Annotated in this window: 21 protein-coding genes; 13 read left to right on the plus strand and 8 right to left on the minus strand. The window is 65.0% G+C overall.

The features are described from left to right. The first annotated feature begins 52 nt into the window (after window positions 1–52). The 6 genes from MLB1_RS17510 to MLB1_RS17535 all read left to right on the plus strand — a co-directional run bounded on the left by MLB1_RS17510 (window position 53) and on the right by MLB1_RS17535 (window position 6469). Window positions 53–1342: an MFS transporter gene (locus MLB1_RS17510; protein WP_180751266.1), complete on the plus strand. Its 1290-nt coding sequence runs from the start codon at window positions 53–55 to the stop codon at window positions 1340–1342. A gap of 62 nt (window positions 1343–1404) precedes the next feature. After that, entirely contained in the window at window positions 1405–2382 is a 978-nt protein-coding gene (locus tag MLB1_RS17515; RefSeq protein ID WP_180751113.1) for a GlxA family transcriptional regulator, read from the plus strand. Next, complete coding sequence (locus tag MLB1_RS17520) at window positions 2379–3146, plus strand: DJ-1/PfpI family protein (RefSeq protein WP_180751114.1); 768 nt, start codon at window positions 2379–2381, stop codon at window positions 3144–3146. The genes MLB1_RS17515 and MLB1_RS17520 overlap by 4 nt, the downstream gene beginning before the upstream one ends. Before the next feature lie 72 nt (window positions 3147–3218). Further along, window positions 3219–4502 carry a citrate synthase gene (locus MLB1_RS17525; protein WP_180751115.1) on the plus strand — a complete coding sequence of 428 codons (1284 nt, stop codon included), beginning with the start codon at window positions 3219–3221 and terminating at the stop codon, window positions 4500–4502. Between the two features lie 142 nt (window positions 4503–4644). Then, window positions 4645–6057, plus strand: coding sequence for a DHA2 family efflux MFS transporter permease subunit (locus tag MLB1_RS17530; RefSeq protein WP_180751116.1), 1413 nt, complete (start codon window positions 4645–4647; stop codon window positions 6055–6057). 28 nt (window positions 6058–6085) lie between these two features. Continuing rightward, entirely contained in the window at window positions 6086–6469 is a 384-nt protein-coding gene (locus tag MLB1_RS17535) for a MarR family transcriptional regulator (protein ID WP_180751267.1), read from the plus strand. Here the strand turns inward: MLB1_RS17535 and MLB1_RS17540 are convergent. From MLB1_RS17540 to MLB1_RS17550, 3 genes are read right to left on the minus strand one after another with little or no spacing between them, the layout of a single operon-like run. Then, the gene (locus MLB1_RS17540; protein WP_180751117.1) at window positions 6462–7931 is read right to left on the minus strand and encodes an NAD(P)/FAD-dependent oxidoreductase; all 1470 of its coding nucleotides are present in this window, start codon (window positions 7929–7931) and stop codon (window positions 6462–6464) included. The genes MLB1_RS17535 and MLB1_RS17540 overlap by 8 nt on opposite strands. A 9-nt stretch (window positions 7932–7940) precedes the next feature. Next, a complete protein-coding gene (locus tag MLB1_RS17545; RefSeq protein WP_180751118.1) occupies window positions 7941–9278 on the minus strand; it encodes an aspartate aminotransferase family protein in 1338 nt (445 codons plus the stop codon). Further along, window positions 9275–10837 (minus strand): APC family permease, encoded by a 1563-nt coding sequence (locus MLB1_RS17550; protein WP_180751119.1) that lies wholly within the window; start codon window positions 10835–10837, stop codon window positions 9275–9277. Before MLB1_RS17550 ends, MLB1_RS17545 begins: the two co-directional genes overlap by 4 nt. Before the next feature lie 257 nt (window positions 10838–11094). On the opposite strand from MLB1_RS17550, the gene MLB1_RS17555 reads away from it, so the two are divergent. The 4 genes from MLB1_RS17555 to MLB1_RS17570 are packed head-to-tail and all read left to right on the plus strand — an operon-like array spanning window position 11095 to window position 14147. Further along, window positions 11095–12111 carry a phosphotransferase gene (locus MLB1_RS17555; protein WP_180751120.1) on the plus strand — a complete coding sequence of 339 codons (1017 nt, stop codon included), beginning with the start codon at window positions 11095–11097 and terminating at the stop codon, window positions 12109–12111. A 39-nt stretch (window positions 12112–12150) separates the two neighbouring features. After that, complete coding sequence (gene fabG / locus MLB1_RS17560) at window positions 12151–12927, plus strand: 3-oxoacyl-ACP reductase FabG (protein ID WP_180751121.1); 777 nt, start codon at window positions 12151–12153, stop codon at window positions 12925–12927. 27 nt (window positions 12928–12954) lie between these two features. Then, window positions 12955–13791, plus strand: coding sequence for a GntR family transcriptional regulator (locus MLB1_RS17565; protein WP_180751122.1), 837 nt, complete (start codon window positions 12955–12957; stop codon window positions 13789–13791). Beyond that, window positions 13788–14147, plus strand: a complete 360-nt coding sequence (locus MLB1_RS17570; protein ID WP_180751123.1) for an FKBP-type peptidyl-prolyl cis-trans isomerase — start codon at window positions 13788–13790, stop codon at window positions 14145–14147. The genes MLB1_RS17565 and MLB1_RS17570 overlap by 4 nt, the downstream gene beginning before the upstream one ends. Window positions 14148–14150: 3 nt before the next feature. Here the strand turns inward: MLB1_RS17570 and MLB1_RS17575 are convergent, their stop codons facing one another. Together MLB1_RS17575 and MLB1_RS17580 are read right to left on the minus strand one after the other, a co-directional pair. Then, a complete protein-coding gene (locus tag MLB1_RS17575; protein ID WP_180751268.1) occupies window positions 14151–15464 on the minus strand; it encodes a HAMP domain-containing sensor histidine kinase in 1314 nt (437 codons plus the stop codon). Between the two features lie 104 nt (window positions 15465–15568). Then, the gene (locus MLB1_RS17580; protein ID WP_219603238.1) at window positions 15569–16336 is read right to left on the minus strand and encodes a response regulator transcription factor; all 768 of its coding nucleotides are present in this window, start codon (window positions 16334–16336) and stop codon (window positions 15569–15571) included. A 267-nt stretch (window positions 16337–16603) separates the two neighbouring features. Between MLB1_RS17580 and MLB1_RS17585 the strand changes: the two genes are divergently transcribed. Further along, window positions 16604–17152 (plus strand): hypothetical protein, encoded by a 549-nt coding sequence (locus MLB1_RS17585; protein WP_371750646.1) that lies wholly within the window; start codon window positions 16604–16606, stop codon window positions 17150–17152. On the opposite strand, the gene MLB1_RS17590 is transcribed toward MLB1_RS17585, so the two are convergent. Continuing rightward, entirely contained in the window at window positions 17149–18249 is a 1101-nt protein-coding gene (locus MLB1_RS17590) for an NAD(P)-binding domain-containing protein (protein ID WP_180751124.1), read from the minus strand. The two genes, MLB1_RS17585 and MLB1_RS17590, sit on opposite strands and share 4 nt — an antisense overlap. Before the next feature lie 15 nt (window positions 18250–18264). On the opposite strand from MLB1_RS17590, the gene MLB1_RS17595 reads away from it, so the two are divergent. Both MLB1_RS17595 and MLB1_RS17600 read left to right on the plus strand, forming a co-directional pair. Beyond that, window positions 18265–18996, plus strand: coding sequence for an enoyl-CoA hydratase (locus tag MLB1_RS17595; protein ID WP_180751125.1), 732 nt, complete (start codon window positions 18265–18267; stop codon window positions 18994–18996). A 2-nt stretch (window positions 18997–18998) separates the two neighbouring features. Next, window positions 18999–20099: an MBL fold metallo-hydrolase gene (locus tag MLB1_RS17600; protein ID WP_180751126.1), complete on the plus strand. Its 1101-nt coding sequence runs from the start codon at window positions 18999–19001 to the stop codon at window positions 20097–20099. Here the strand turns inward: MLB1_RS17600 and MLB1_RS17605 are convergent. Both MLB1_RS17605 and MLB1_RS17610 read right to left on the minus strand, forming a co-directional pair. Beyond that, a complete protein-coding gene (locus MLB1_RS17605) occupies window positions 20096–20773 on the minus strand; it encodes a class I SAM-dependent methyltransferase (protein WP_180751127.1) in 678 nt (225 codons plus the stop codon). The two genes, MLB1_RS17600 and MLB1_RS17605, sit on opposite strands and share 4 nt — an antisense overlap. A 39-nt stretch (window positions 20774–20812) precedes the next feature. After that, a complete protein-coding gene (locus tag MLB1_RS17610) occupies window positions 20813–21184 on the minus strand; it encodes a nuclear transport factor 2 family protein (RefSeq protein ID WP_180751128.1) in 372 nt (123 codons plus the stop codon). Window positions 21185–21214 lie beyond the last annotated feature (30 nt).

Below are 21214 nucleotides of genomic sequence, written 5' to 3' on the forward strand. Positions count from 1 at the left end.
TGGTGTGTGGCCGGGCCCTGGCGAGTGAACGGGCACTGCCCTGAGAGGTTTGATCGCCGACGTCACGCCGCTCCGTAACCCGGATTTCCGGCGTCTGTGGCTGGCCGGGGTGGTCACGGTTATTGGGGCGGGTCTCACGCTCTTCGCTGTTCCCGTGCAGATCTATGCGCTGACACAGAGCTCGGCGTATGTCGGACTGACGGGTGTTTTCGGGCTGGTTCCGTTGGTGGTGTTCGGCTTGTGGGGCGGCGCACTTGCCGACCGGATGGATCGTCGGACCCTGCTGATCATCACGGCGGTGGGGCTGGGGGTTTCCTCGGTGCTGCTGTGGGTGCAGGCCGCTTTGTCGGTCAACAACGTGTGGGTGGTGTTGTGCCTGCTCTCGGTGCAGCAGGCGTTCTTCGCGGTGAACTCGCCGACCCGCGCCGCCGCCATCCCGCGCATGCTTCCGCTCGATCAGCTGCCCGCCGCGAACGCCCTGAACATGACAGTGCAGCAGTTCGGGTTCATTGCCGGACCGCTGCTGGCCGGAATATTGCTCAAGTGGGTGGATCTGTCGGCGCTGTACATGATCGACGCGATTGCGTGTGTGGCGCCCATCTGGGCGACGATCCAGCTGCACAAGATGCCGCCGAGCGGTGTGTCAAAAGACGCGCGCACCAATGGTTTCCGCGATGTTCTCGACGGCTTTCGGTATTTGGCAGGGCACAAGATCGTGCTGATGTCCTTCGTGGTGGACCTCATCGCGATGATCTTCGGGATGCCGCGGATCCTGTTCCCGCAGATCGCCCACGAGGGGTTTGGGGATCCCGCCGACGGCGGCACCGTCATCGCGTTGTTGTCGGCGGCAATATCGGCGGGCGCGGTGATCGGCGGGGTGTTCTCCGGCTGGTTCCACCGGATCGACCGGCAGGGACTCGCGGTGGTGGTGAGCATCGTGGTGTGGGGGCTGGCGATGGTGGGCTTCGGGCTCACCGCGCATGCGCCGTTGCTGTGGCCGGCGCTGTTTTTCCTGATGATCGGCGGCATCGCGGACATGGTGTCGGCGGCCTTCCGGACGACGATCTTGCAGTCGGTGGCGACCGACGATGTGCGCGGCCGATTGCAGGGCGTGTTCACGGTAGTGGTCGCCGGGGGACCGCGGGTCGCGGACGTTACGCACGGTGCGGTCGCCGCCGTGGTGGGTACGACGGCAGCCGCTGCCGGTGGTGGCGCCCTCGTGGTGGTCGGGGTGGTCATCGCCGCGCTGCTTGTGCCCGTGTTCGTGCGGTTCCGGACCTCGTCCGCTGAATCCCCGCGTCTGCTCGCGGCCTCTGATGAGCAGCGGCCGTCGGATTCCTGATGTCCTAATTTGTGGGGTACCTGACCTAGACGCCATTGCGCAGGTGGCGAATAGTGGAAGCCGTGACCCGATCTGTAGTAATCCTGGGGTTCCCGGGAGTCCAGGCCCTCGACCTGGTCGGGCCGTACGAGGTGTTTGCGAGTGCGTCGCAGTACTTGACCGGCGCGCCCGGCTACGACGTATCGCTGGTCTCGAGCGACGGCGCCGCCGTCTCCACCGGCTCGGGCCTGGAGCTGGTCACCCGTCCTCTGCCGGATCCTGGTGAGGGATGCGACACGTTGCTCCTGCCGGGCGGTGTCGGTGTGGCCGCGGTCCAACGGGACGCCGCCCTGATGGACTGGATTCGCGCCTCGGCACGGTCTGCCCGCCGAGTGATCAGCGTCTGCAACGGTGCGTTCCTGGCCGCCGAGGCGGGTTTGCTCGACGGGTGTCGGGTCACCACACACTGGGCGTTGGCCGACACACTCGCAACCGAGTTCCCGAGCGTCACCGTGGATCCCGATCCGATTTTCATCCGCAGCTCGGACAAGACATGGACGGCGGCCGGTGTGACCGCGGGTATCGACCTGGCGCTGGCGCTCGTCGAGGACGACCACGGCGCGGAGGTGGCGCAGACCGTCGCGCGCTGGCTTGTCCTCTACCTGCGCCGCCCGGGTGGACAGTCCCAATTCGCCGCCCCGGTATGGATGCCGCGGGCCAGGCGCATGCCGATCCGCGATGTTCAGGAGGCCATCGAGGCCGAGCCGGGAGCTTCGCATCGGATTGGTGAGCTGGCGCGCCGTGCGGCCATGAGCCCGCGGCATTTCACCCGGGTGTTCACGGCGGAGGTGGGCGAGGCGCCGTCGGCCTATGTGGAACGCATCCGGTCCGAGGCCGCGCGCCGCCAGCTCGAAGAGACCGACGACACCATGACGGTGATCGCAAACCGCTGCGGGTTCGGATCTGCGGAATCCTTGCGCCGCAACTTCGTTCGCCGCATAGGCGTATCGCCCGACCAGTACCGCAAGACCTTCTACCGAACCGAAAGGACTTCCTTATGACCCAGATCGCGATCGTGCTGTACCCCGATTTCACCGCACTGGATTTCATTGGCCCGTATGAGGTCTTGCGCTTCATGCCCGATACCGAGGTCCGATTCGTGTGGCATCAACCGGGGCCCGTCACCGCTGATTCCGGGGTGCTGGTCATCGGTGCCACGCACTCGTTCGACGAGACGCCGTCGCCCGATGTCGTACTGGTTCCTGGCGGCCCGGGAACAACCATGGCCGCGCGCGACGAGGAATTGTTGGAGTGGTTGCGCCGGGTTCATCCGGCTGCCGCCTGGACCACCTCGGTGTGCAGCGGTTCGCTGGTGCTGGCGGCGGCCGGTCTGCTTGAGGGCCGCCGGGCTACCTCGCATTGGTCGACGCTGCCCGCGCTCAAGGCGTTCGGGGTGACACCGGTCGGCGACGAGCGCATCGTGCACACCGGTCACGAAGGTCTCGTCACCGCGGCGGGCGTATCCGCGGGTATCGACCTGGGGCTGTGGCTGGCGGGCCAGATCGCGGGGGAGGAGCGGGCCAAGGCGATCCAGCTGAGCATCGAGTACGACCCGCAGCCGCCCTTCGATTCCGGGCACATGTCCAAGGCCAGCGCGGCCACCAAGGCCACCGCGACAGCGGCGCTGGCCAGGGATGTGTTCAGGCCGACCATCATGGCGGCGGGTGCGCTGCTGGTGTGGGACCGCGCCCTGGAGGCGGTGCGTTCGCGGACGGTTGGCCGTCGATCGCTTCGCCCGCGCTCGACCTCTCGACCTCGACCCTGACCAGGCGCCCTGAAGGCGGAGCGACTACCTTCTCTATGAACGTTCTTGCGGAGCCGCTGAACCTCAGAAGGGATGCCTGTGGCCGACAACAATGATTTCGCTACTCTCCAGTACCCCGGAGGCGAAACCAAGCTGGATATCGTCCGTGCGACCGAAGGCTCGGATGGCTTCGCGTTGGGCAAGCTGCTGGCCGATACCGGCTACACGACATTCGATGCGGGCTTCGTCAACACCGCATCGACCAAGAGCGCCATCACCTACATCGACGGTGACGAGGGCATCCTGCGCTACCGCGGTTACCCGATTGAGCAGCTGGCCGACAAGTCCACCTTCATCGAGGTGAGCTATCTGCTTATCTACGGTGAGCTGCCCACCCCGCAGCAGCTGGAGGATTTCACCACCAAGATCCAGCGCCACACCCTGCTGCACGAGGACCTCAAGCGGTTCTTCGACGGCTTTCCGCGTAATGCACACCCGATGCCGGTGCTCTCCAGCGCCGCGAACGCGCTCAGTGCCTACTACCAGGACTCGCTGGACCCGCATGACGACGCCCAGGTCGAGCTGTCCACGATCCGCTTGCTCGCGAAGCTGCCCACCATCGCGGCCTACGCCTACAAGAAGTCCGTCGGGCAACCGTTCCTGTACCCGGACAACTCGCTGACTCTCGTCGAGAACTTCCTGCGGATGACGTTCGGCTTTCCGGCCGAGCCGTACGAGGTGGACCCGGAGATCGTGCGGGCGCTCGACATGCTGCTGATCTTGCATGCCGATCATGAGCAGAACTGCTCGACCTCGACGGTGCGATTGGTCGGCTCTTCGGACGCCAACCTTTTCACGTCTGTCTCCGGTGGCATCAACGCGCTGTGGGGTCCGCTGCACGGCGGTGCGAACCAGGCCGTGTTGGAGATGTTGGAGCGCATCCGCGCCGAGGGCGGCGACACTCACGACTTCGTGCGCAGGGTGAAGAACCGCGAAGACGGCGTCAAGCTCATGGGCTTCGGACACCGTGTCTACAAGAACTACGATCCGCGTGCCCGCATCTGTAAGGAGCAGGCCGACAAGATCCTCGGCAAGCTCGGCGGCGATGACCAGCTGCTTGAGATCGCCAAGGCGCTTGAGGAAGCTGCGCTCACCGACGATTACTTCATCGAGCGCAAGCTGTACCCGAACGTCGACTTCTACACGGGTCTGATCTACCGGGCCATTGGCTTCCCGACGCGCATGTTCACGGTGCTGTTCGCCCTCGGCCGGCTGCCCGGCTGGATCGCGCACTGGCGCGAGCTGCATTCGGAGCCGGGCAAGATCGGCCGTCCGCGCCAGATCTACACCGGCTACGGAGAGCGTCAGTACCCGTAGTCCTTTCCGCCGATCGCGCAGTTAGGCACGCTTCCACTCGAAGGATGTGTGCGTAACTGCGCGTTCGTTTTTTAGTGGGTCGACGGACGGTGTGATGTAAATCTGTTTGCATCGCTAACAGTTGTAGTTTCACAATAGTGGCGTGGAAGCAACCATTGGCGAGTTGAGCGAGCGTCGCAAACTCGTCATCCTGGGGTCTTGCTGCCTGAGTCTGCTCATCGTGTCGATGGATTCCACCATCGTGAACGTCGCACTGCCGACCATCCGAGCGGATTTCGGCGCCAGCACCTCGCAGCTGCAATGGGTCATCGACATCTACACGCTGGGCCTGGCCTCGCTGCTCATGCTGTCGGGGGCCGCGGGGGACCGGCTGGGGCGCCGGAAGGTTTTCCACATCGGGCTCTCGATTTTCGCGGTGGGTTCTCTGCTCTGCAGCGTGGCGCCTACCGTCGGGTTGCTCATCACCGCGCGTCTGCTGCAGGCGGTGGGCGGCTCGATGCTCAACCCGGTTGCGCTGTCCATCATTTCGCAGGTCTTTACCGGCCGCGTGGAACGGGCCAGGGCGCTGGGGTTCTGGGGCGCGGTCGTCGGGATATCGATGGCCCTGGGCCCTATAGTCGGCGGGCTGCTGATCGAATGGGTGGGCTGGCGGGCCGTCTTCTGGATCAACCTGCCGGTGTGTGCGCTCGCCTTCGTGTTGACGGCGATCTTCGTGCCGGAGAGCAAGTCGGCCACGATGCGCGATATCGACCCGGTGGGGCAGGTACTCGCGGTGCTCTTCCTGTTCGGCATCGTGTTCACCCTCATTGAAGGCCCCTCGCTGGGGTGGACGACGCCGCGATTGATCGCGGTGCTGATCACCGCGCTGGTGGCGTTCGCGGTGTTCCTCCGCTACGAGTCCCGGCGGCGGCACCCGTTCATCGACTTGCGCTTCTTCCGCAGCATCCCGTTCGCCTCGGCCACCCTTACGGCGATATGTGCGTGCGTGGCATGGAGTGCGTTCCTGTTTACGATGTCGCTGTACCTGCAGGGGGAGCGACACTTCTCCGCGATGCACACCGGATTGGTCTATCTCCCGATTGCCGTTGGGGCGCTAGTATTCTCACCGATCTCGGGACGCATGGTGGGTCGGTTCGGCGCGCGGCCGTCACTGCTGGCGGCGGGCACCTTGTTCTTCATCGCGTCATTGCTGCTCACCCGGGTGTCGACGGCGACACCGATCTGGGAGCTCCTGGTGGTATTCGCCATTTTCGGTGCGGGGTTCGCCATGGTGAATGCACCGATCACGAATGCCGCGGTCAGTGGGATGCCGCTGGACCGGGCCGGCGCGGCCTCTGCGGTTACCTCCACGAGCCGCCAGGTGGGTGTGAGTATTGGTGTGGCACTGTGCGGTTCGATCGGTCCGCCCGCCCTGTGGTTCATGTGTGCGGGACTCGGGCTCGTTATCGTTACGCTGGGCATCGTGTCCACTTCTGCGGCTGCGGTGCGGTCGGCCCAACGGCTCGCGCCGCTCATAGCGGGCACCGCGGCTCGGGAGGTGGCGCGTGCCGGATAGACCGCTCGCGGACGAGGTATGGCGCACCATGGCGAGTCTGGTGCTCGATAACCGTGATGGCTGGCGACGGACGGTCGTCGAGGCGACGGGGCTGCCATTCAGTCGGGTGCGTATCCTGAGAAGGCTTGCGCGACAGCCCATGACGGTAAAGGGAATCGCAGAGGCCACGGCCCTGGATGCCCCGGCGGCCACGGTTGCGGTAAGTGACTTGGAGCAGCGCGGGTTGGTGGTCCGCCACATCGACCCCGACAATCGCCGATGCAAGCGGGTGTCGTTGACTGATGAGGGCCACCGTGTCGTGGCTGCCATCGCCGAGCTGGATGACCCGGCTCCGGCTGCGCTGGCGGCCTTGAGTGAGGTCGAACTGACGAACTTGCGGGTGATCTTGGAGAGAGCCGCGGCCCTCAGCTAGCGTCTAATACCGCCATCGCGGCGTGATATCCGCCGAGCCCCGATACGCCGCCGCCGCGACGAGAACCCGAACCGCACAGCAGAATTCGTTTGTGATTCGTGGACACACCCCACCGCGCTGCGGGCGTATCCAGCGGTTCGTCGTCCTCGGCGAACGGCCAGTGCAATCCGCCGTGGAAGATGTTGCCTGATGTCATCCCGAGGGCCTCCTCGAGGTCTGCGGTGGTTTTGGTCTCGATGCACGGTCGGCCCTGCGAGTCTGTTGCCACCACATCGGTGATCGGCTCGGCCAGTACGGAATTAAGTGACGCGAGTACGGCGGCTTGCAGCTGTTCGCGGGTTGCATCCAGCCCATGCGGAGTATGTAACCCGAACACCGTCAATGTATGTGCCCCGGACGCACGCAGCTCCGGCGACAGAATGCTCGGGTCGGCCAAGGAATGACAGTAGATCTCGCAGGGCAGCGGGTCGGGGATATGTCCGCGGGACGCCTGCTGGAACCCGCTCTCCAGCTGGGTGAAGGTCTCGTTGATATGAAAGGTGCCACCGAAAGCCTGTTCCGGCGTGACCTTTTCATCGCGCAGCCGAGGTAGGCGGGTCAGCAGCAGATTCACCTTGACCTGCGCGCCGGGCTGTCCTTCGGGGGCGTTTTCCCCAAGTAGCCGGGCCAGCACGGTGGGGCTGACGCCGCTGAGGACGTGGTTGCCCACCGCGATGTGCTCGTCGTTGCCAATCCGGTACTGCACCTCGCCGCCGGGATTGATCGCGAGGGCCTCAGCCCCGGTGCGTAATTCGGCACCAAGTCGTCGCGCTGAGGATTCCAGCGAGCCGGTGACGGCGCCCATGCCGCCCACGGGGACGTCCCACGGGTTCATCTGGTGGTAGAGGAAGCAGATGTTCTGCCGCAGCGACGGGTCATCGGCGCTCGCGAAGGTTCCGATCAGTGCGTCGGTGAGCAGGACCCCGCGTTGCAGATCATCGGGTGCGGCCGCGCGGATCACCTCGCCGATGGGCGTCTCGACAAGCTGTTCCCAGGCGCCGGCGCGGACCTCGCTACGTCGTCGCAGCGGTTCCAGTATGGAATCCCACAGTGGCCGGGTCACCGTATCGCAGAGTGCCCCGAATTCCGCGAAATCATCTGTACTGGCAAGGAATCCACTCCGTCCACCGTCAGCTGGGTCCGGCGTGTATGACGCGTACTTGCGGCGCGCCAGCTGCACCGAGAGGCCCAGGTCGTTGATGATCTGCCGCGGAAGCAGACTCACCAGATACGAGTACCGCGATAGCCTCGCGTCGACGCCCTCGAACGCGGGCGCCGAAATCGCGGCCCCGCCGAGCACTTCCAGCCGCTCCAGTACCAACACCCGTTGGCCCGCTCGGGCCAGATACGCGGCGGCGGTCAAGGCATTGTGCCCGCCCCCGACGATCACGGTGTCGTACCTGGCCGATCCGCTGGCAGTCATGGAGAAACTCTACGACGCGCCGACCGGTCCAACGATGTCTTTCAGTACCGCCTCGAACTCGGTGCAGAACCAGTCGACGTCCGACCGCGAAAAGGCCAGCGGCGGCCTGATCTTGAGGACGTTGCCATCCTGCCCACACACCGAGATGAGGACTCGCCGTTCGCGCAGGGCGTTCACGATCCGGCGTGCGCCGGCGCGGTCCGGGGTGCGGGATACGGGGTCGAGCACGATCTCGACCCCCGTGTAAAGGCCGGTGCCGCGGATATCGCCGAGCTCGACGTGCTGTAGCGCAAGGGAGCGCAACTCGGAGCGCAGTGCTGCACCCACCTCGGCGGCATGCAGCTGGAGCTTCTCGTCCTCGATGACGTCGAGTACCGCCGATGCCGCTGCCATAGATACCGGATTTCCACCGAAGGTGTTGAAGTACGGCACTTCCCGGGAAAATGGGGCAAGGACCGCAGAGGTGGCCGCCATGGCCGCCACCGGGATGCCGTTGGCCATGGGCTTACCCATGGTGACCAGGTCGGGCACCACGCGGTGGCGGGTGAACCCCCACATCGCTTCCCCGGTACGCCCGAATCCGGGTTGTACCTCGTCAGCGATGAGGACACCGCCGGCCGCACGCACTACCTTCACCGCGGGCTCCAGCACCGACGCGTCCGGGTAGATGCCGTCCGAGGAGAAGATGGTATCCACCAACAGGCAGCTGAATCCGTATCCTGCGGTGTGCAATTCATCGATCGCACGGGAAACGGCGGCGGCAAAGTCAGTGGCCAGATCGCCAGGTCGTGTCCGGTAGCTGTCGGGTGCCGGCACGGTACGGACATGCGGTCCGAGAGAGTCCCCGCCGAGTGATGGGGAGACGGCGGTGACGGCGGCCGTGTTGCCGTGATAGGCATCGCTGGTCACGATAACTCCCGTTGCCCCGGTGTACATGTGGGCTACGCGCAATGCCAGGTCGTTGGCCTCAGAACCTGTGCATGCATACATCACCTGATCAATGGCGCCGGGCATCGTCGCGAGTAGCCGCTCGGAGTAGTCGACGATGCCCTCATGCAGGTATCGGGTGTGGGTGTTGAGGGTGGACAGCTGCCGGGTGACCGCCTCGACCACATGAGGGTGACAGTGGCCGACACTGGCGACGTTGTTGTACGCGTCCAGATAGCGGTTGCCATCGGTGTCGAACAGGTGGCTGCGCTCTCCGCTCACCAGGTGGACCGGGCGTTCGTAGAAGAGTCGGTAGGAGGGGCCGAGTACCCGTTCCCGCGCGGAGATAAGAGCCTCCGTGGCCGGGTCCTCGTCCTGCCCGGAATAGCTGTTTGAGTCCATGATGTTCGAAAAGCTCATCGTTCGGGTGCCTCCTCCAGGACCGTTCTACCGAGGTCCTCGTAGCGGTCGGGTGCGGTGTATTTGAGGAAGATGGCCAAGGCGATACCGCCGAGACCGGTTGCCCCAACCACCCATGGGATTGACGTGAAGATCCAGTCGCCGGCCGCGGTGCCGGCCGCGAACGACGCATGCTGGGCCAACAGGACGACGACGTACACCATGCCCAGGCCACCCAACAGCGGTGCGACCAGCGTCCGGAACCAGTGCGCGGTCTCGGGATGGTTTCGTCGCACGTGGAAGTACGAGATCACGGCGAAGGCGGTCAGGGCCTGGACGATCATGATCGCGGTGGTGCCGAGCAGGGCCATCAGTCCGTAGAGACCGGTGTACGGATCGCGATGGGTGAATGCGAAGAACAGCACCACCACGGTGGCGAATACGGTCTGGACGATGCCCGCGATATGCGGCGAGCCATGTGCGGTGTGCGTGGCCCCGATGGTGCGGCGCATCCCGGGGATGACGTTTTCGCGTCCGATCGCGTACAGGTAGCGGGCGGCACAATTATGGAAGGCCATGCCGCAGGCGAATGAACCCGTCATCAACAGGACCTTGAACAGGTTGACGGCCCACACCCCCAGGTGCTGCTGGACGGGGCCGAAGAAGATATCGCCCGCCGTGGACGAATCCTGGGCCAGCGCCACGGCGTTGTCCGGTCCGGTGCCAACGATCGCGAGCCACGAGACGAGGACGTAGAAGACGCCGACGCCGACAACCGAGGACACCACCGCGATCGGGATGATCTTCTTGGGGTTCTTGGATTCCTCGGCGTACATGGCACTGGACTCGAATCCGACCCAGGACCAGAACGCGAAGAACAATCCGACACCGGCCGAGCCGGCGACCGTGAGGGGTCCGGCCGGGCCGTCGACAACTCCGCTGAGGCTGTGAAAGCCGTTGAGCGGGTTGAGTGAGCCCCAGGACCAGCCTTGTGGGCCGCCCCCGGTGAACAGTACCGAGAGTGCCAGTAGCGACAGCATCAGTATTTCGGTCACCAGGAATACACCCAGTACGCGGGCGGCAAGGCTGAGATCGAAGTAAGTGAGCACCGCATTGACGGCCAGCATGACCAACGCCAGGAGGACCCACGGGATGTCCAGGTGGAAGAACGTCAGGAACAGGTCGTGGCCGAAGAACGAGAAGATCCCGACCAGTGACGCTTCGAAGACCATGTACGCCAACGTGATCAGGAACCCGGCTCCCAGCCCGACGATACGGCCGAGGCCATGGGAGATGTATCCGTAAAAGGCGCCCGTGGCGACGATGTGCTTGGACATCGCCGCGTAGCCGATGGCGAAGAGCGTCAGCACGATGGTGGCGACCAGGTAGCCGGCTGGTGCATAGGCACCGTTGCCGAATCCCACGGCCATCGGCACATTGCCGACCATCGCGGTGATCGGTGCGGCGGTGGCCACCGCCATGAACAGCACGCCCATCAATCCGACGGCGTTCGGCTTGAGACGCTGCATGCCGTCCGGCTCGGCGGTGGTGGCTGCGGGTGGGTCGATGATGTCGCTCACGGACGATCCCTTCTCCATATTTGGTCTGGTTTAGCCCGGCTGCCCGTAGCGGGCGCAATCCTAAATATTGGGCCAATGGCTTGCTTCAGATGCGACGAGATCATTTATACCTGGGATAGTTCCCAGGTCAACAGTGAATCAGAGAAATCGGCCCAAGTCGTTTCGAGGATGTTTCAATCTGGGCCGGTCGTGATGCGTCGGAGTTAAATGGTCCGATTTGGTCTGCTTACTTGCCTCTGATGGTGCACACTCGGACCATGCCGGGACTACCGCCGACCCACAGTGCGTTCGCGCGTGCCGCCCTGCCCGGTTATGGCAGGGCGTCGGATGCCCCACTGCGACTGCTGAGCCTGTCGGAGAACGCCACCTATCTGGTGGACGAGCCGCAACCCATGGTGCTTCGGGTCCATCGTCCCGGGTACCACTCGCTACCGGCGATCCGTTCCGAGTTGGCCTGGATGCGTGCGCTGCGTGCCGAGACATCGGTCATTACACCGGAACTCGTCCGCGCCGAGGATGGGTCGGATGTCGTTGCGGCATGTCTGGACGGGATCACCCTCTACGTCGATGCGATGAGTTTCGTGCCGGGTTGCACCGCGGAAGAGGAACCTGGTGTGGTCGGATACAGCAAGCTGGGCGAGCTGACCGCACACATGCACGACCATGCCCAGCGCTGGCAGGCGCCACGCGAGTTCACCCGGTTCCGTTGGGATCTGGACACGATGTTCGGCCCGACCGCGCGCTGGGGTGATTGGCGGCACGCTCCCGGCATAGCCGACGGCGACCGTACGTCGATCGCTGCCGCGGTGGCAGACATGATCCGGCGGTTGAACGAATACGGCCATACCCCAGATCGATTCGGTCTGATACACGCCGACATGCGATTGTCCAACCTGATGGTGGACCCGGGGCGGCCTGATTCCGAGATCACCGTGATCGACTTCGATGACTGCGGATGGTCCTGGTTCCTGGCCGATCTGGGTGCGGTGGTGTCCTGGGTGGAGGACACTCCGGCGGCCGATGCGGCCATCGCGGATTGGCTCGACGGCTACCAACGAGTGCGCCGGCTCTCCGAGGAACACCTCGGCATGATCCCGGTCTTGGTGATGCTGCGCCGGGTCATGCTCACCGCCTGGATCGCCTCGCATGCCGATGCCGATGCGGCGATCAGAGTCAGTGACGGATTCGGGACTCGTACAGCCCGTCTCGCGGAGCGATACCTAGGTGACCGAACCTGGTTGCAGGAGGCCATTTTTGGCCGTCGAGTCGGCTGAGTAGGCCGGAGAGGCCGTGCTGGCAAGAAAGGAAGTGTGATGTTCGATCTGTCCACCAAATCGGTACTGGTGACCGGCGGCACCAAGGGTATTGGCCGCGGTATCGCCACGGTGTTCGCACGGGCCGGCGCCAACGTTGCGGTCGCTGCACGATCGCCCGGTGAAGCCGACTCGGTATCAGCAGAATTGGATGAACTCGGCGCCGGCAATGTCGTCGGTATCAGGTTGGACGTGTCCGATCCAACGTCGTGCGCGGATGCCGCGCAGGCCGTCGTCGACGCGTTCGGCGGGCTGGATGTGGTGTGTGCGAACGCCGGTATCTTCCCCGAGGCGCCGCTAGCGACGATGACGCCCGAGCAGCTCACCGAGGTGCTGGATATCAATGTCAAGGGCACGGTCTACACGGTGCAGGCGTGCCTGGACGCGCTCACCGCGTCCGGTAGTGGCCGCGTCATCCTCACCTCGTCCATCACCGGGCCCATCACCGGTTACCCGGGATGGTCGCATTACGGCGCATCCAAGGCGGCTCAGCTGGGTTTCATGCGCACGGCCGCGATCGAACTCGCCCCGCGGCGGGTGACGGTGAACGCGATACTGCCGGGCAACATCCTCACCGAGGGGCTGGTGGACAAGGGCGAGGAGTACCTGTCCGGGATGGCGCGGTCCATTCCCCTGGGGGCCCTGGGCACCCCGACTGATATTGGGCACCTGGCTGCCTTCTTGGCTTCCGATGAGGCGGGATACATCACCGGCCAGGCCATCGTGGTCGACGGTGGGCAGGTGCTACCGGAGTCGCCGGAGGCGTTGGCACCCTGAACGGTGCCCGGCGGGAATACTGAGCGGATGGAGGAGTCGGAGGGCGGACCGGTAGCCGAGGACGTGCGTCGCCGCATTCTGTCGATGCTCGCTCAGGGCACATTGCGCCCAGGCACACGATTGGGCTCCGAGCGCGAGATGGCGGAACGGTTCGCGGTCTCGCGTGCCACCGTCCGCAGCGCATTGGTGCCGTTGAGCCGTGCGGGCATTCTCGAACGCCAGACCGGCCGGGGCGGTGGCACCTTCGTACGGGCGGATCTGGTGCAGCGCAATGTCGCCGAGCTGGCGGGCTTGCCCACCAGGTTGCACCTCGGGGGGCACACCAGTGACACCCGTGTACTCGGCACTTCCCGGAGGTGTGCGACCCCCGCCGAGCAATCCGCCTTGGAAATCGGGAACGCTGCAGAGGTTTTCGACGTGCGGCGGCTTCGCTATGCCGATGGTGTGCCACTCTCGGTGGACACCGCATGTTTTGTCGCCGAGCTTGTTCCCGACCTGCTGGAGCAGCCCCTGGGCGGCTCACTGTACGAGCTGTGTCAGCTGCGTTATGGGCTGGCGCCGGCCTCGTCCACCGAGACGATCGAGGTGGTCAGTGCCAATCCGCGGGAGGCCGAGTGGCTCGACGTGCCGCACCGTAGGCCGTTGCTGGCGATCACCAGGGTCACCCGGAGCGCCGACGGCCGCCCCTTCGAGTGCAGCTATGACCTGTTCCGTGCCGACCGGGTGCGCCTGACCGCCACCATGACTTCGGCCGGCGAAATCGCGGGCACCGTGCAGGAGCGTCTCGGCGCGGACGGCAAGGTCGAACGTGCGGTGAGCAGCCTGGCCGCCCATCGGCGGCCGGACGATACGCTGCTGGCATGACAAAACCTGAGATCGATTTTCAGCCAGGTCCGCCGCCCACTGAACTGGTCATCAAGGACGTCACCGTCGGTGATGGTGCGGAGGCCGCACCCGGTTCGGTCGTCAACGTTCACTACCTCGGAGTCGAATTCGAGAGCGGCGAGGAGTTCGACAGCTCGTGGAACCGTGGCGAGTCCATCGAGTTCCCACTCGATGCGCTCATCAAGGGCTGGCAGGATGGCATCCCCGGTATGAAGGTCGGCGGACGCCGTCAGCTGACGGTGCCGCCGGCGCAGGCCTATGGCGAGGCCGGAGCCGGTCACCAGCTGTCGGGTAAGACGCTGGTGTTCGTGATCGACCTGCTCGGCGCCCGCTAGGAACTAATGCCCGGGGAGGCGCAGCACCAGCCTGGCGCCTCCCAACGGGCTGGATTCCAAAGCCGCTGTGCCGCCGTGAAGTTCGGCTTGCTGCGCAACCAGTGCCAGGCCCAGGCCGGAGCCGGAATGCGAGGCGGTGGAGCCGCGTGAGAACCGTTCGAATACCAGCTCGCGCTCGGCCTCGGGGATACCACTGCCGTTATCGTCGATAGCGATCTCGACTCCATGCACGGTGCTGTTGGCGGATAGCTGAACTTTAGTCGCGCCGCCATGTTTCACCGCGTTCTTGATCCCGTTGTCGATCACCAGCCGCAGCCCGGCGGGTAGCCCGAGCATCAGGATGGTTTGGGACGGCAGTAGCGAGATCTCAAGATTTGGGTAGCTGCGGTCGGCGTCATGGGCGGCACGGTCCAGCAGCTCGGTGATATCGACGGGCACATGGTCGTCCTCGGTGGTCAGTTGACCCTGTGCCAGCCGTTCCAGCGCGGAAAGTGTTGCCTCGACCCGGCTTTGGGTGCGGATGGTCTCGTCGACGATCTCTGTGCGTTGATCGGCGCTGAGGTTGAGGGTGGAGAGCACCTCCAGGTTGGTCCGCATCGCGGTGAGTGGAGTGCGCAGCTCATGGGAGGCGACTGCCGCGAAGTCGCGTGCGGATTCCAGTGCGGCCTTGGTCTTTTCCTGTTCGGTGTTGATGCGTTCGAGCATTCCTTCGACGGCCTCGGAGATCTCGACCGCCTCACGCACGCCGCGAACGTTAACGTCATCAGGGTTGGATTGCGCGTTGATCAGGCGGGCCTGCTGTGCCAGCAGCCGGAAGGGGCTCACCACGATGAGGGATATCACCCAGCCGACGATGACGGTGCCCACCAGCACGCCGCCGCAGATCGCGAGAATGCGGATGTGGTACCGGTAGATCTGCCGCTCGGTCTCGGCAATCGGGGCGCCGACCGCGACGGGGATATTGCCGGGAGCGATGAACGACCGGACCCGGTACTCGACGCCGTTGATGGTGGTGTTGGCATAACCGGGGGCCAGTAGCGGCAGCTCCAGGTCGCTGGGGATGGACTTGGTCAGGCCGGCGACGCGGGCGGTGAGCACCAGGCCGTCGGGGGTATCGAGCTTCTTATCGGAGCTGATCACCGAATTCAGCAGATTCGAGACGGCGCCCAGGCTGGACACCGAGTCGAGCCTTTTGTCCAGCTGCTCGTACTGGTTCTCTGTGACACCCAGCCACACCCAGGCGCCGAGTGTGACAACGAGCACCATCACCCCCAGCGCGGCGATGGCGACCAAGGTGCGCAGCGAGAAGACCCGCATCGGCTTTTCCAGCAGCCGGTAGGCAAGGTCGGTAATCCGTTGACTGGGGTGCTTACTCGGGCTGGTCATGACTGTTGGTCTTCGCGCAAGCGGCTCATCTGTCGCTACTGCGATCGCAGCACGAACCCGACACCGCGCACGGTGTGCAGCAGGCGGGGTGCACCGCCGGTTTCGAGCTTGCGGCGCAGGTAGCCGATGAACACGTCGACGACGTTGGTATCGGCGGCGAAGTCGTATCCCCACACCAGCTCCAGCAGCTGGGCGCGCGACAGCACCGCGGTCTTGTGTTCGGCCAGCACGGCCAGCAGGTCGAACTCGCGTTTGGTGAGGTCGACCTCGACACCGTTGATGCGGGCGCGTCGGCCCGGGATCTCGACCTCGAGCGCGCCGACGGTGATGGTCTCGGTAGATGAGGTCGCCACCGCACCGCGCCGCCGCAGCAGCGCCTTCACCCGGGCCACCAGCTCGGCGAGCACGAACGGCTTGGTGAGGTAATCATCGGCGCCGGCCTCCAGGCCCGCGACCCGATCGTCCACCGAGGTGCGCGCGGAAAGCACGCAGACCGGCACGTCGTTGTCCATGGCGCGCAGCGCGGTCACCACGCTGACACCGTCCAGGATCGGCATGTTGATGTCGAGGATGATCGCGTCCGGGCGATGTTCGGTGGCGCAGCGCAGCGCCTCGGCGCCGTCGCTGGCGGTGTTCACCTCGAAACCGGAGAGGCGCAGGCCACGCTCCAGCGACCCGCGCACATCGGCGTCGTCGTCCACCACGAGCACGCGCGGGGAGAGGTGCCCGGCATCTGACGATGAGCCGCTCGCGCGAAGACTGCCGGGAACCGGTGAGCCGCTTGCGCGAAGACCATCAGGCATGCCTGCCATCTTGCCTGATGCGGTGCTCAAAACCGCCAACCGAGGTCCGGCGACACCACAATTCCGGCGGGAACTGCGCGGAAGCCCGGATCGGTCGAGACCAGTAATGCGCTCTGCGCCGCCAGTATCATGAAAGCTGATAATCCAGCGACCCACACCGAAAGCTTGCGAATGTCGACAGCAGTACACGTTAAAAAGGTTTCCTATGTTGCTGGCCTCTGCGCCGCGCTCGCTGTGCTTGCTGTGCTCGCCCTGGGAACGTTGTCTTTGGCCGGTGCCGGTGTCGCCCGCGCCGATAACTTCCCCGATTTGAACGGGTTCACGGCGGTGGCGCCCGACGCGTACTTCGTCACCAACGAGAACTCCTCGGTGCGGTCGATCCACTTCACCACCCCCGACGGAATCGGCTGCATGTTCCGCGCTTCGCAGAACATCTCGCCTAATTCGCGTCAGCGCCTGAGCTGTGACGGGGCCGTTCCCGGGATTCCCGGCGATGCACAGAATGTCCCGAATGTGCCGGGAGTTGGTGGCGCGAGCGCGAATGTGCCGGGGTTGGGCGGTGTGAATCTGCCCGGTATCGGGACCTGCCCAATGGGCACCGTCGCGCAGAAGGGTGATGGCGCGTTCGAGATCAGCAAGGGCGCCTGGACCTGCGGAACCAGACCCGAGGCGCCGGTACTCAATGTCGGTCAGAAACTCACCTACGGAAATGTCACGTGTGCCGTCGGCGGTGGCGGCCTCACCGCGTGCCAGGTGTCGATGGGCGATCAGAAGCACGGCTTCGTCCTGCAGCCCTCAGGAAGCACTTCCTTCTAGGTACTTTCTAGATATTCCATTAGCTCCGCGACGGCGGCACGGGCTGCCCGGTTGGCGCCGATGGTGCTGGCCGAGGACCCGTACCCCAGTAGGTGGATAGCGGGCCGCCCGGCAACCTGTGTGAGCAGCCGGCCCGTCATGGTGATGCCGCCGCGACTGTTGCGCAGGCGCAGCGGCGACAAGTGATCCAGCGCGTGTCTGAACCCGGTGCACCACAGGATCACGTCGACATCCAATGAGCTGCCGTCGGGCCAGGCGACCCCGGTCGGGGTGATTCGGGTGAACATGGGGCGCCGCGCCAGTACACCGCGCTGTGAAGCCTCGGCGATATCCGGTGTCCACGGCAGCCCGGTCGCGGAAACCACCGATCGTTGTGGTTCCCCGCGGCGCGATCGTTCGTCGACGCCGGCGACTGCGGTACGCAGTCGATCGACGGTGAAATCCGTGACGAACACCGGCTCGCGTCGGGTCACCCAGGACGTGCGAGTGGACGCAATTCCTGAAATCTCAACGAGTAGCTGCACCGCCGACACCCCGCCCCCGACCACGAGCACGTGCCGGCCTGCGAATTCCTCGGGTGTTCGGTAGTCGTGGGTGTGCAGCTGACGTCCCTCGAACGTGGTGGCGCCCGGGACGTAGGGGACGAACGGCTTATCCCAGGTCCCTGTCGCGTTGATCACTCCTCGGACACTGAACTCGCCTGCGGAGCTGGATACCGTGAACCCGTCCGAGCCGGCTGGCGCGGGCCGTACCTCGCGCACGTGTGCGGGCCGGTGGACATCGAGGGCATACCGATGTTCGTACGCGTCGAAGTACCGGGGCATGGCCGTCGACGCCTTGATGGTTCCTGTCTCGTCGAACGGCAGCCCGGGCAGCTGGTAGATGCGGTTGGTGTTGTCGAGCGTCAACGTGGGCCAGCGGAACTGCCATGCCCCGCCCGGGCCAGGAGAGTGATCGAGGATGACGAATCCGTCGCCGGGCTCCCCGGCGGAATGTCTGCGGCCGAGCGGCTCGAGGCCACGCCGTCGCAGGAAGTACCCCGCCGCGATCCCAGCCTGCCCACCACCAATCACGGCGACGGCAGTCATAGGCGCCATATTAGGGTGGTCGGCATGATCGGTGTAACTAGCGACGGCCCCGTCACCACGATTGAGCTTCAGCGCCCGGAACGACGTAATGCGGTGACCTACGAGCTCGCGGTCGCCTTCGCCGAGGAGGTCAGGAAGGCTGCGGAAACGGCACGTGCCATTGTCATCACCGGGCAGGGCACCTCGTTCTGCGCGGGCGCCGACCTGTCCAGCGGTGCCCCAGATCCCGATAAGTTCGCCGATGCCTGGCAGCACTCGATCCTGAGCATCGACGCCGCCGACGTCCCGGTGATTGCCGCCGTCAACGGCCCGGCCATCGGGGCCGGCGTGATGCTGGCCATGGTGGCCGATCTGCGGGTGGTCTCCGAGTCCGCGCGCTTCCAGTTCCCCGTCGCCAAATATGGCATTGCCCTGGATAACTGGAGCATCCGCCGATTGTCCTCACTGGTGGGTTACGGCCGCGCACGCGCCATGCTGCTGGCCGCCGAACCGTTGGATGCGCAGACGGCGTACATCACCGGCATGGCCAACCGCATAGGAGAGCTGGCAGATGCCCAGGCCTGGGCTGCAGAACTTGCCGGTTTTGCGCCGCTGGCCCTCAAGCACGCCAAACGCGTGCTGAACGATGACGGTGCGTTCGAGGATCAGGCTCCTGCGCACAAGGAGCTCTTCGACAAGGCGTGGTCCAGTCAGGACATCATCGAGGCGCAGGTGGCCCGAATCCAGAAGCGTCCGCCCAACTTCCAGGGCGCCTGAGCATGCGGGCGCTCTGGGTTGGCGCTGGCGCAGCTCTTGCGTCGACGTGGTTCGGACGCGTCCTGCGTGACGTCCCGCGATCGTTGGGGGCTAGCAAGGACCGCATCGCCGAGGTTGCCGAAGGATCCCCGCAGTACCGCGGCGGCTCCTTCCACAATGCCGAGTCCGCCCGGCAGTTCGTCCCCGACGCGGACCCGACGTCACTGGTGCGCGGTCTGCTTACCCGGCAGGGCGCCGGCAGCCCCAAGGCGCCGGTGCCGCTAGCGGTACCCGAACTTGCCGGTTCGCCGGCGGATCTGGCGATCACCTGGTTCGGGCATTCCAGTGTGCTCGTGGAGGTCGACGGATACCGCGTGCTCACCGATCCGGTCTGGAGCGACCGGTGCTCGCCCTCGCGTGCCGTAGGGCCGCATCGCCAGCATCCGGTACCGATATCGGTGTCGGCGCTGCCCGCCCTGGATGCGGTGGTTATCAGTCACGACCACTATGACCATCTCGATATGGACACCGTCATCGCGTTGACCCGCAGCCAGAACGCGGTGTTCGTGGTGCCGCTTGGTGTCGGCGCTCATCTGCGCAGCTGGGGTGTGTCACCCGACCGGGTCATCGAACTGGATTGGGACGAGAGTCACCAGCTCGGAAAACTGACGCTCACCTGCACTCAGGCCCGGCACTTCTCGGGCCGGTCGCTTGTCCGCAACACCACGTTGTGGGCGTCCTGGGCTATCGCCGGGCCGAGGCACAAGGTGTTCTTCGGCGGCGATACCGGATACACCAAGGCGTTCAAGGTGATTGGCGAGACCTATGGTCCCTTCGATCTCACCCTGTTGCCGGTCGGGGCCTACAACACCCAATGGCCGGATATCCATATGAACCCCGAAGAGGCCATCCAAACGCACCGGGACCTCGCGACGTCTAGTGCTCCGCTGCTACCCATTCACTGGGCCACGTTCAACCTGGCCTTGCATCCATGGGCCGAGCCGATCGAGCGGGTGCTCACCGCCGCCGAGGAACACGGCGTCACGGTTGTGGTGCCCAAGCCCGGGCAGCGGGCCGATGCGCAGCGGCCCGCCGCCCCCGACGGCTGGTGGCGGCTTTCCTAGCCCTTGTGTGCCTGTAGCAGGAACGCGGGCTGCTTATTGCGTCCCTTCTCGTCCTTGTGGAACAAGGGCATCTGGAAGTCGACACCAGGAATGACGGCCGGGATGTTCGAGTGGATGAACGCCGGGCTCAGGTCGTCGATCACCCAGTACGGTTCCACGGCGGCGCGAAGTTCGTCCTCCGTGACCGCGTTCGGGCCGATCCCGGGCGGAAACGCGCCCACTGCGAAGACCAGTACGTAGTAGGACGCATCGGGTGCGGCCGCGCGCACGATCGAGCGCAGATAGCCGTCACGGGCCTCAACCGGAATCGAGTGGAACAAGGTGCTGTCCACGATGGTGCCGAAGCGCCCGTCATATCCGGTGAAGTTGGTGATATCGGCGATCTCGAAGCTGGCATTGGTCAATCCACGATCGGCGGCGGTCGCTCGCGCTGCTTCGATGGCGGTGGGCGACAGGTCCAACCCGAGAGTGGTATGCCCCAGCGTGGCGAGGCGCAACGATGTCTCGGCATGCCCGCAGCCGACGTCCAGCACATCGCCATGGAACTTCCCGGCGTCGATCAGCGCGGCCAGCTCGGGCTGGGGTTCGCCGATATTCCATGGCGGCTCGCCCGAGAAGATTTCGCTCTTGCCCTGGTAACTAGCTTCCCAGTCCGGAAGTTCATTCGATGTCATACGAACTGACATTACTCTCGGAAGGCGAACGGCGGCTAGTCACTTGGCCAACAACGTGGCCGCCTCCGCGGAGTCCAGGTACTCGTCGATACGTGTGATCAGCCCATCGGAGATAGTGGCGACGATGCAGGCGGCAACCGAAACGTGTTCGCCTGCACGATTGATCGCATTCACCACATGCTGCTGGACAAATCCGTCCGGTGTGATGGACCGGCGGATGGCGGTATAGCGGAAGTCGGACAGGTTGCGGGCTACCCAGGTCAAGGTGGCCAGGTTCTCGTCACGGTTCCTGGGTTCCCCAAGAGTGTTCAGCCAGACGACGATATCGGGCGCGTACAGCACGGCGACAGTGTCGATATCGCCTATCTCGATGGCGGCGAACAATCGCTGAGCGATCTCATCCGCGTCCATGCCCGCGACACTACGCGCTGGTCGCTACTG

This window comes from Mycobacteroides sp. LB1 (assembly GCF_013449725.1).
In the GTDB taxonomy this organism is placed as follows: domain Bacteria; phylum Actinomycetota; class Actinomycetes; order Mycobacteriales; family Mycobacteriaceae; genus Mycobacterium.